Below are 10793 nucleotides of genomic sequence, written 5' to 3' on the forward strand. Positions count from 1 at the left end.
GAATATAAGCAGACAAAGGAGCAAAGGCGGACCCCAGAAGAGTCCGCCTTTGCTTGGTTGTATAATAAATTTAACTAACTGGCATTAAGAAGATTAATTTTTATCCTTATCGGTCTGCCTTATCTCAACACGTCTGATTTTACCGCTGATAGTCTTGGGCAGCTCATCTACAAATTCTATTATTCTTGGATATTTATAGGGAGCGGTAACCCTTTTTACATGGTCCTGCAGTTCCCTTACAAGCTCCTCGCCGGGAGTGTAATTTTTGGTAAGAACTACTGTAGCCTTGACTATCTGTCCTCTGACTTCATCAGGAACAGCGGTAATAGCACATTCCATAACCGCGGGATGTTCAATCAGTGCACTTTCAACTTCAAAAGGACCGATTCTGTAGCCGGAGCTTTTTATTACATCGTCGGACCTTCCTACGAACCAGTAATAGCCGTCCTCATCACGCCAGGCCACGTCACCGGTGAAATATATGTCGCCATGCCAGACACTGTGGGTAAGAGCCGCATCCCTGTAATAGCCGCCAAACATTCCGGCGGGCTTTTTCCGGCCGGTTCTGACCACTATCTGCCCTTCTTCACCATCCTGAACGGAATTGCCCTCATCATCCAGAAGATCGATATCGTAACCCGGAGATGGTTTGCCCATTGAGCCGGGCTTTGGCTCCATCCAGGGATATGTGGCCAGGGTCACTGTCAGTTCGGTTTGTCCGAAGCCCTCCATGAGCTTTATGCCGGTTGCTTTGTAGAACTGGTTGTAGACCTCGGGATTCAAAGGTTCTCCTGCAACTGCGCAATATTTGAGACAGCTTAAATCAAACTTTGTAAGGTCCTCTTTTATAAAAAATCTGTACATGGTAGGCGGTGCGCAAAAGGAAGTAACCTTGTGCTTTGAAATGACCTGAAGCAGTTCCTTGGGAACAAATTTATTGTAGTCATATACAAATACAGCGCTGCCGGCCAGCCACTGTCCGTAAATCTTTCCCCAGACCGCTTTGGCCCAGCCGGTGTCCGCCACAGTCAGATGCAGACCTCCGTCGGTTACACTTTGCCAGTACCTGGCAGTGAGAATATGCCCCAATGGATAGACATAGTCATGCTGAACCATTTTAGGCATCCCCGTAGTACCGGAGGTGAAATAGAGCAGGGATATGTCAGCGTTTTGTGAAGATTGATCGCCGGTTGGCCTTTCAAAAACATTTGAGGACCTGTCCACTTCGCTGGAGAAGTCCAGCCAGCCATCCTTGCTGTCTCCCACCAGAGCCTTGTACTTGATGCTGGGGGATTTGCCCAGGGCATCTTCAATATGCATTACAACTTCAGGCTCTGAAACTGAAACTATCATTTTGATATCGGCTGCATTTGCCCTGTATACTATGTCCTTTGAGGTAAGCAGATGGGTGGCGGGTATTGTGATTGCACCCAGCTTGTGCAATGCGAGTATGCAGAACCAGAATTCATAACGTCTTTTTAAAACCAGCATTACCGGGTCACCGCGCTTTATCCCCGCAGATTTAAAGAAGTTGGCGGTCTTATCGCTGTATTCCTTGAGCTGAGCAAAGGTAAAAGTGGCCTCTGCACCTGTTTCATCACACCACACCAGAGCAACCTTGTCAGGAGCTGTCTTTGCGTATTCGTCAACCACGTCATATGCGAAGTTGAAATTCTCAGGTACCTTTATTTCAAAATTCTCGTAGAAATCCTCATAGGAGGAGTAGTCCACACGAGAAAGGTATTTGTTTAACATTTGTTTTTCCCCCTAGTGCTAAAGAATTATTGCCAGAAATTTAGCCTGTTTTCCGTCCAGAGCCTTCATACCGTGATTGGAAGAGGAATCGAAATATATGGAATCTCCTTCTTCGAGCACAAGCTCGTGGCCGTTGATTATTATTTTCAAGGTTCCTTCTATGACATAATTGAATTCCTGGCCTTTATGCGAATTATAGTGCACAGGAAAGCTGTCGGCCTCCGGTGCCACTGTCACAATAAAAGGCTCGGCTTTTTTGCCTATGAAGTTGTTTGCAAGACTCTGATATTTGTAGTGCTCTCTTCTCTCGACATTTGCACCCTTGCCTTTTCTCACAACCTGATAGGTATGGAGTTTGGGATTGTCACCGGTCAGAATGGCGGCAAGTTCCACATTAAACCTGTTTGCTATCTGGTATAAAAAGCTGACAGGAATATCAGTGCTGCCGCTTTCATATTCAAGATATACTTCTTCCGAAATCTGAAGCTCTGCTGCAAGATCTTTGACAGAAATAGCCGAAATATCCCTCAGTTCTTTTATTCTTGAGGCTATGAGCTTAATCTGTTCAGACATTTAATCACCTTCCTAATATAAGCGATTTATTTTCTATAAACATAGCATATTTTATTAAACAATGTATATATTGTAAGCTACCTTTTTAATTAACATTTTTAATGTTTTCTGCTCTGTTGTCCTTTTTGTGTACAAAATATCAAAAAGCATTAAAAGAATGAGGGAAAGAGGAACGAAAAAGCAATAAAGAGAGTATGGATATCCTATACATATTGTGTTAGTATAAGAGATAAAGTTACATACGGGGGAGTGGAGGACTATGTCTATCAGTAAGAAAATAATTATGATTGTTGTGGGGTGCATAGTAGTTGTGGGAGGCGGAATCTCAGCTCATGAGCTTCTGGATTTTCCAATCTTACTTGTGGGAATACTGTCGGCGGTATTTGTAATCGGTGTAGGCACCTGGCTGACATTTTCACTGACTATTCCGGTTAAAGTGCTTCTCAAAGTGGTAGAACGGACTGCAAACTTTGATTTATCCCATGACAAAACCTATGACAGGATCAAGGGCAGAAAAGATGAAATGGGGCTGCTTGCAAAAAATTTGTCTACCATGAGGGGTTCTTTAAGAGAAATGCTGAATCTTATGCTGGAATCCTCCCAGAACATAATGGACAATTCCCAGAAGGTTGAAAATATGGCTCAGGAGTTGAGAGACAAGGCAGACGATACTCTTGAAACCACAGAACATATATCTGCTTCCATGCAGGAATCAGCCGCCACCACCCATCAGATAAATTTCGATACACAGGAAATAATGAGAAATGTAGATCTCATAAACCAAAAATCAGAGGACGGCGCTCATTCTGCGAACATGATAAGTGAGAAGGCAAGTGAAATAAAGGAGAGTGCTGTAAAGTCAGCAGAGAATGCCAGCAATGTCTATGACAACGTAAAGCAGCAGTTGAAAACAGCCATGGAAGCTGCTAAGGCAGTTTCTCAGATTGAATTGCTGGCCCAGGCAATACTTCAGATTACCGAGCAGACTAACCTGCTTTCTCTTAACGCGGCTATCGAAGCCGCAAGAGCGGGCGAGGCAGGGAAGGGCTTTGCAGTTGTTGCCGACGAGATACGGAAGCTTGCGGACCAATCCTCCAGAACAGCCGGAGACATAAGAAATATAGTTAAGACTGTAAATGAGTCGGTGGGGGACCTTACTGAAAGTGCAGGAGTTCTGCTGGACTTTGTGGATCAGGATGTGCTTTCCGATTACAAGAAGCTTATGGAAACAGGTGAACAGTATTATTCGGATTCGGTACGCTTCAGCACCATGATGAATGAATTCAACGAATCCTCAAAAGCCATGAACCAATCTGTCTCCAATATCGTGGGTGCGCTTGAACAGGTTACCTCAAGCGTAAATGAAAGTGCAAGCGGAGTGGAGACCATCACCGTTAAAACCGCAGAGGTTGTGGAGCAGTTCAGAAATGTTGAGAATACCACACGGAGCAGTCTGACATTTTCAAACAAGCTCAAGGACCAGGTTTCAAAGTTTACACTTTAGTTTGCAGATTTGAAGGCATTTTATTGGTACTCGTGAAGTAAGATGAAAATGAATTTAAAACCTGGGCCTGTTCAGGCTCCAGGCAAAATAAAGGCGGAGGCTGCTTAAGCCTCCGCCTTTGCGGTTTTCTACACATATGCTATTCGGTCTTGATTGCTTCCAGAGCACTTAGCTTCATAGCTCTTCTTGCAGGGGAAAAGCCGGAAACAAGGCCAATGAATATGGCAAAAACTATGGAGAGGGCTGCCAGCCAGGGCGGGATTACAGATATCCTGCTGCCGCCACCCATACCCATTCCCATTCCCATATTTCCTGAGTTCATGATGCCCTTACCAACGGCATTCAGTATAAAGGAGGCCAGGAGACTCAAAAGAACTCCTGCCAGACCTCCAAAAAAACCGATGACTCCTGCTTCAAACAGAAAGAGCTGTCTTATGTTGTTCAGTTTGCAGCCAAGTACTTTCATGACACCGATTTCCCTGGTTCTCTCATATATTGACATTATCATGGTATTGGTAATTCCCAGTGCGGAAATAAGCAGGGATATGGCGCCAATACTTCCAAGTACGATCTGAATGGTCTGAGCCTGTTTCTGCATGGACTTTCGAAGGTCTCCCAGGCTGTTGGTGCCATAACCCATTTCATCAATTTTCTTCTGAACACCGTCAACATCCTTGATGTTCTTTACCATAACCATCAGTCTTTCATAGCCCTTGGAGGTGTCGGCATTCCCGAAAATGCCTCCCATACCCTTGTTGCCGCCTTGCTCCTGAGCCTTGTTGGCGTCTTTTATAAGCTTCTGAAGGTGTGTTATATCCATAAAAATATATTGATTTTTCTGCCAGTCATTTGACTGGACCAGTACTCCCGCGGCTCTGACCTTATACAGTTTGGGAGGTTTTGTGTTTTCAGTGCCTCCCTGTCCGGGCCTCTGTTTTTCGCCGTACATCATGTCAAAGGTTATCTGGAGCTTGTCGGTCATAACATTTACGGGAGGCTTTTGATTGGGGCCGCCCATCATACTGTACTGGTTTTTCGGATTGAAAAAATTCTGGGGTATGATGCTGCCTATCACTATGTTGTCGGTGTCGCCCTCCTGCAGCAGCCTGCCTTCGCCGGCAGAATAGTCAAAATCCTTCATGACACCTGCATCAATTCCCAATACGGGAGTGTAGGCAAGGTACTTTCCCGATACAAGCTTTACATAGGATTCCATTACAGGAGTTACCGCCTGTACGCCCTTGATGGCCCCGATATTTGCAATGGCAACTTCGTCAAGCACTATTTCCTTGGAATTTACTGCGGCGCCTTCAGGAGTATTGCGATATTTGGTGACATTGATAATGTTAAGACTGCCCATTTGCTTCAACTGCTCATCAAAGCTCTCGTTCATGCCAAGCCCCAAGGAAACCATGACAACAATTGCAGCCGTACCTATTACTACACCCAATACCGTAAGGATGGTTCTGGTTTTTCGCCTGAAAAGGTTTTTAAGCCCCATTATTATAAGATCAAAGCTCTTCATCCAGCATAAATTCCTTTCTTCTTCTTATTTTTCTGCGTATCAGAAGAATAGCTGCAACTATGACCGCAAGCATTACTACACCACTTACAATGAACGCCCAGGCTGGAATTTTGCTGCCTTGCTCTACGGGAGGCATTTCCCCCTGTCCGGGCATAGGCTGTTGAATGGGCATTTCAGCGGCATTAAAGGATATTTCCTTTTTGAACTCCTGGCTTTTGCCCTCGGAATCCTCATAGGTGAATACAATAAAGCCGTTTGCGGGACCTGCAGCTTCCGGAACCAGAGTCCCATCAAAGGAATCACTCTTGCCCGATTCAAAATTACCCACAAAATAGCTGGTGCCTTCTACCCTGAAATTACCTTCCAGCTTTACCATCAGATTATACAGAGTGGTTTTTCCCATGTTGAAGAAGCTTACATTTACAGGAATGGGATTTCCGATAAAGGCTTCCGGAGGAATGCTCACATCTCCCACCACAAGTCTTGGCGACTGCTGGATGGGTATTCCCACCACATCCTTATTGGTGTATGGATTGCCTTTTTCATCCTCATATTCATAGTTGACGCTGATTGTGTACTGCTTGGGAGGCGCATCGGCTTTTGATGTAAAAGTGATTTTTTTGCTTACACTTGCTTTAGGACCTATGGAATCTATATAAAAAGAGTTTGAGCTTACAGTGCTGAAGGTGCCGTCATCCGATGCCAGCGAAACCTTGACATTGTTAATTGTTGAGGCTTTGCTGGTATTCAGTATGGATAAATCCAGGGTGAACTGCTGACCTGCATTTATTATTTCGGGACTGACACTGTATTTGTCTATAATCAGTCTGGGCACGGATTTTCCGGTTTTATTCTCCACATAGAGTCCCACATATTGCATGGCGGACTGCTTTGTGCCGTTTCCCGAGGAGGTAAGGTCGTACTCCACATTTACTGCAACGGGATAATTCTTAGTTACGGCCTCGTCGGATACAAAAAGCTGGAACTGGACATTTTTGGTCTCTCCCTTTTTAAGTACCGGAAGAATGATGGCATTCAAGGTTCTGGGAATTATCTCCTTTTCATTGTTTAAGGATACTTTTACATTATAAGCATCTGCAGAACCGGTATTTGCCACATCACAGGATATCAGGGCATTATTTCCGGGCATCAGGGCGGAAGCCGGGTAGCTTACATTTTTCAGTTCAATGACCGATTGTGTTCCCGCTGACTGGACATTGTAGAAGAACTCGATTTCCTCGGAAAAGGCCGAGCCTGTATAATCGGTGTAATCAAGCCTTACTTTCAGAGTGTTGGCCCCTGTTTCTATTTTCGGGGAGGCGGAAAGGTCATATGTAAATAATGAGGTGGAACCTCCGTAGATAGTAGCCCTGGTCTGCTTGTTGGTGCTGCCTGTGATACTTGCTCCGTTATTTGTAAGTCCCAGCAGGGTGACCTGTACATTCTTGGCAGCCACTGAGCCCAGATTTTCCAGGTTTATATTCAGTTTGAAATTTTCGCCTGCCAGAGCAGGGGAGGGATTTGTGGCCACCGACTTCAGGGCAAGCTTGGGAAGCTTTGTGCCTTCAGTGGTTTTCAAATAGGCTGTTTCACTGGAGCTGAAATAATTATTTGTAGTATTGTAATACTGTATATTAAACTTTATGGGATAGGTCTTAACGGAAGCATTTGTGGAAATCTGGAAAGTAAAGCTCACATCCTTTTGTTCATTTGGAGCAAGGCTGTCAATTGTCTGGGTTATATTCATGGAGCTCATGACAACCGGGCCTCCGTCGTCCAGCACAGGTGAGACAACAATATTCCTGGCACCATATAAAGAAGTGTTCTTAAGGGGCAGGGTATAGGTTATCTGGGAGCCCACCTGTCCGGAAGGGATGGCAGTATTGCTTGCAATGACTATTTTTGGAGCATATTTTGTGGTGTCCACAGGAGTTTCCTGGGTATCATCCTTTGGCACAGCCTGTGAGATGTTCAGGGAATCCTCCACTTGGAACAGGTTTCCTCCCAGGGTATACTGAATTGTGACCTGAAGCCTGTTTGAGCCCCCGTTATATGAAAAGGTGCGTAATCCAGGTCCCTGTTGCTGTCCGTTGTCGATACTGGGAATTTCCATGCTGGAACTTGAGCTTTTCAGGGTAAATGCAGAGCTGCCGTCAATTATGATTTTTACATTAGTAATTTCAGATCCCGAATTGTTCTGGACTATCAGGTTCATTTGAAATTCGCTGTTGGGGGCGATTTGAGAACTTGGACAGAAATATGAAACCAGATCAACGTCCTGTGCCGCCTTGACAGGTATATTTCCCAAAAAGAGTTCAGATATCACGATTAAACAAATTAAAACTAAAGAAGTAAATTTTTTTATTTTGCTCATATGTCTAGCCTCCAAGCCTTTTGGCTCTTTTAATTTAGTTTGTAATTGCACCCAGAGGAGTAACGGCTTCGATTTTCTCGATATTTCCGTCTAATATATGTATTATCCTGTCCGCATATTTGGCTATATTTGTGTCATGGGTGACAATGATCAGGGTTTGATTGCTTTTTCTTGCAATATCAGTAATAAGGTTCATTACTTCACTGGTGGTTTTCGAGTCAAGGTTTCCTGTAGGTTCATCCGCAAAAACTATTTCAGGGTTTCCCACGAAAGCTCGTGCGATTCCAACTCTCTGCTGCTGTCCGCCGCTCATCTGGGAAGGCTTTCTGTTGTTGTGGGAGGTCAGGCCTACCGAGTGCAGCATTTGTTTGGATTTTTTATCTCTTATCCTGCGTGGAATTCCCTTAAAGGCCAGGGGCAGCCCCACATTCTCAAGAGCGGTAAGGCTGGGCAGCAGATTGTAGGACTGGAATACAAAGCCGATATATTTCTGTCTGAAGAGAACCAGCCTTTTTTCATCCAGCTTTTCCACATGTATATTCTTAATGATAATCTCACCCCTGGAGGGTTTTTCAAGACCGGCCATCAGATTCAGCAGAGTTGACTTTCCCGAACCTGAAGTTCCCAAAAGGCAGCAGATTTCACCTTTGCCAATAGACAGGTCAATATTGTCCAGTGCTACGACTTTCTCACTGCCTACTCTGTACACCTTGCGGATACCTTTGATTTCTATGATGTTCTCCAATAACGCAATCCTCCTTTGTATGTTTTTTTCTAACCCTATTTTGACGTAAATAATGTGAAAAATGTTCCAGCTTACATTAATTAAGAATATCATAAAATTTTTACATATAATGTATTTATATGGCGAAAATTGGGTGACTATTTTATTATTTTATTATATAATATTTATATAGAATAGTAATGGCTGTATTTCTTAAATTTCTCTTAATAATTAAAGGTAGGCGGGGAGACTATGGATAAAAAATATGTTGAAGTCAATGAAGAAATACTGGGAAGCTACCTTGGTGAAGACGTATACTCTATAGGCGGGAATATGATTGTTCCTTTAAATACCATTGTTAACGAGCATATTCTGAAGAAGCTCCTTGACTTCAGAATAGACAGGGTATTTATCTACAATTCAAATCCCGTTCATGGTGACGATTATTTATCCGCTGAAAATATCAACGAGGATCAAAAGAAGTATATTGAAGACGTAAATGAGGCCAAGATGATGATTCAGGATTTGGCTTCGGGTAAGGAGCTGGATTTTAACAAGGCTGAGAACATATCTGAACACATTTACAGCAAACTCAACGACTGCGGTGCACTTATGGATTGCGTCAATTCGGTGAGAATAGCTGACTCCTATACCTATTCACATCTTGTCAATGTCTCTGTTTACTCCATGCTTTTGGGAAAGTGGCTGAGCTTTACCAAAAAACAGCTTAAGGATGTGGTAATGGCGGGTCTGCTCCACGATGTGGGGAAGGCACAAATTCCATTGGAAATACTCAACAAGAAAGGGCCTTTGACCGACCACGAATACGAAATCATGAAAAGGCATCCTGTATATGGCTACGAGATAATAAAGAATTACAGCGAAATCAGCATGGATGTCAAAAGGGCCGTTATAATGCATCATGAGAAGGAAAACGGCTCAGGCTATCCCTTTGGAATAAAGGGAAACCAGAAAAACCTCTATTCAAAAATCATAACGGTTGCAGACATATTTGACGCCATTACCTCCGAGAGAGTATACAGGGGAAGACAGACCCCCTTTACGGCTTTTAAGGAATTGGAAAGTGTAGGCTTTGACACTGTAGACCCTAAAATCATGATGGTGCTGTTTACAAATATGCCCAGCTATTATGTGGGTTCAAAAGTCAAAATGACAAACGGAGAAATAGGTGAAATTGTATATGTGCCCAATCAATGTGCATATGCACCTGTAATCAGGGTTAATGAAAATTTTGTTGATTTTTCGGTGGAGAAGGAGGAACTGATCAAGGAGTTTTTATAATACAATTGCCTAAAGCAGTATGTCCATAAATGTCTGTACTGCTTTTGACAGCATTACATTTTTCATTGTGACTATTCCAACCTCTCTTTCAGGCAGTTTTTCGGCGGTCTCTATCCGGAATAGGCCGCCGCCTTCTATATATTTCATTGCACTGTCCTTGAGAACATAAGCTATTCCTGTTCCAATCAATGCAAATTCCACCAGCAGATCAAGGCTCTCAAGTTCTATTTCGGGTGAACAGGTCAGGCCATGGCTGACAAAAAAAGAGTCTATTGCTTTTCGGGTGGAGCTGTCGGGAGGCAGCATAACCAGAGGGTGCATGGTAAGCTCCCTCAGCGGAACTCTCCTGTTTTTCAGCTCTGCGTACTTGCCAGAGGCTACAAATATATCCTCCACAGTTATAAATCCAACAGAAGCATATATATCCGGATTAACCGGAAGCGTGGAAATAACCATGTCTACAAGACCGTTTTTTAATACCTCCAGCAGTTGAGGGGTAGTACGGTTCACTACTTTTATGGAGATTTGAGGGTATAGCATGCCGAATTTCTTTATATACGGCATAACAAAATATTTGCAGATGGAATCACTTACGCCTATTCTTATTTCTCCTGCCTTCAAGCCTTCCAGCTCCTGGAGCTTTGACTCCGCGGTTTTTATAAAGTTATAAGCCTGTGCCACATAACTGAAAAGCATCTCACCCTCTGAGGTCAATTGAATGGTTCTGGATTTTCTGTAAAACAGGGTTACCCCCAGACGGGTTTCAAGCTGTCTTATGGCCTGGCTCACTGCCGATTGGGAAATAAATAGCTTTTTTGCCGCTTTTGAAAAGCTTTGGTTATCTGCGCAACAAAAAAAAATCTTATACAATTCAAAATTAATATCCATAAGCCACCTTAATACATACTATTAATATTATTAATTTTACTAATACATTTTAACATATTATAATAAATATATCATTATTTTTAAACAGGAGTTGAATTACTTTAAATATAATTTTTTAGGAGATGGAGACAAAGAGACTGTTTTCATT

The 10793-nt window shown here is 43.2% G+C and carries 8 protein-coding genes; 2 read left to right on the top strand and 6 right to left on the bottom strand.

The window, feature by feature from the left end; genetic code table 11:
• Positions 1-93: 93 nt before the first annotated feature.
• Both CLHUN_RS00380 and CLHUN_RS00385 read right to left on the bottom strand, forming a co-directional pair.
• Positions 94-1755, bottom strand: coding sequence for an AMP-binding protein (locus tag CLHUN_RS00380; RefSeq protein WP_080062583.1), 1662 nt, complete (start codon positions 1753-1755; stop codon positions 94-96).
• Between the two features lie 18 nt (positions 1756-1773).
• Positions 1774-2328, bottom strand: coding sequence for a helix-turn-helix domain-containing protein (locus CLHUN_RS00385; RefSeq protein WP_080062584.1), 555 nt, complete (start codon positions 2326-2328; stop codon positions 1774-1776).
• A 259-nt stretch (positions 2329-2587) separates the two neighbouring features.
• On the opposite strand from CLHUN_RS00385, the gene CLHUN_RS00390 reads away from it, so the two are divergent.
• Positions 2588-3832 (top strand): methyl-accepting chemotaxis protein, encoded by a 1245-nt coding sequence (locus tag CLHUN_RS00390; protein ID WP_080062585.1) that lies wholly within the window; start codon positions 2588-2590, stop codon positions 3830-3832.
• A 139-nt stretch (positions 3833-3971) separates the two neighbouring features.
• Here CLHUN_RS00390 and CLHUN_RS00395 read toward each other — a convergent pair whose 3' ends face one another.
• From CLHUN_RS00395 to CLHUN_RS00405, 3 genes are read right to left on the bottom strand one after another with little or no spacing between them, the layout of a single operon-like run.
• A complete protein-coding gene (locus tag CLHUN_RS00395; protein ID WP_080062586.1) occupies positions 3972-5357 on the bottom strand; it encodes an ABC transporter permease in 1386 nt (461 codons plus the stop codon).
• Positions 5344-7731: a COG1361 S-layer family protein gene (locus tag CLHUN_RS00400; RefSeq protein WP_080062587.1), complete on the bottom strand. Its 2388-nt coding sequence runs from the start codon at positions 7729-7731 to the stop codon at positions 5344-5346. Before CLHUN_RS00400 ends, CLHUN_RS00395 begins: the two co-directional genes overlap by 14 nt.
• A gap of 34 nt (positions 7732-7765) precedes the next feature.
• Positions 7766-8476 (bottom strand): ABC transporter ATP-binding protein, encoded by a 711-nt coding sequence (locus CLHUN_RS00405; protein ID WP_080062588.1) that lies wholly within the window; start codon positions 8474-8476, stop codon positions 7766-7768.
• A gap of 231 nt (positions 8477-8707) precedes the next feature.
• On the opposite strand from CLHUN_RS00405, the gene CLHUN_RS00410 reads away from it, so the two are divergent.
• Entirely contained in the window at positions 8708-9757 is a 1050-nt protein-coding gene (locus CLHUN_RS00410) for an HD-GYP domain-containing protein (RefSeq protein ID WP_080062589.1), read from the top strand.
• Positions 9758-9766: 9 nt separating this feature from the next.
• On the opposite strand, the gene CLHUN_RS00415 is transcribed toward CLHUN_RS00410, so the two are convergent.
• On the bottom strand, positions 9767-10645 hold the full coding sequence (locus tag CLHUN_RS00415; protein WP_080062590.1) for a LysR family transcriptional regulator: 879 nt from the start codon (positions 10643-10645) through the stop codon (positions 9767-9769).
• Positions 10646-10793: the final 148 nt, after the last annotated feature.

The organism is Ruminiclostridium hungatei, assembly GCF_002051585.1.
GTDB classification, from domain to species: Bacteria; Bacillota; Clostridia; order Acetivibrionales; family DSM-1351; genus Ruminiclostridium; species Ruminiclostridium hungatei.